1 protein-coding gene is annotated in these 647 nt (G+C 47.9%); it reads right to left on the minus strand.

Annotated features, from left to right (window positions below):
• The coding region (locus tag R7Z77_RS26215; RefSeq protein ID WP_318137160.1) for a phosphatase at positions 1 to 542 on the minus strand (542 nt) is incomplete at its 3' end.
• Positions 543 to 647: the final 105 nt, after the last annotated feature.

The raw sequence follows: 647 nt of genomic DNA on the forward strand, positions 1-647 counted from the left end.
ATTTGCGCAATTTCATGGCAACGATCCACACTGCCAACACGGCTGTTGCCTTTGAGCGTGGTGTTATTGATTTCTATCGCTACATTGTGCTCTTTAGCGCACCTCAGCACTTGTTCAAAATCGAAGTCGAAGTTCGGGTTCCCCAAATGCCCTAACGCATCAACGCGACCGCTTTTGATGACATTTATCAGCGCTTCAGTGTGTGCTTCTTTATTGGCAGGTGGAAAAACGGGCTCGTGGAAACTGGCAATAACCCAATCCAAATTGCGATCGACGCTTGGCGGAATATCAATTTCACCTTCAATGTTAAGTATGTTGGATTCCACTCCGCGAACGATGGCAACACCTTCAAGAAAACGAGGCAGAATTTTTTGGTTGGAGAAAAACCAGTAGTGAGGCGCACCCGGCATCGACTCCGCATGGTCCGTCGTGCAAAACATGGTTAACCCGTTCTCTTTTGCCGACTTTGCGTTTTCAATCAACGTACTATACGCATGACCACTCGCGTAAGTATGCGTGTGGGTATCAACCTTAAATTCCATCATCCAGTCTCTTGAGTGCTCAAATTTGCGGGTATTGTATACCCTCGTGCGGTCAAGATGTAGCGAACACCGAAAATGCGGCGGTGAACGCTCTCTCACTCAGCC

The sequence above is a fragment of the Vibrio sp. 1401 genome, assembly GCF_033340295.1.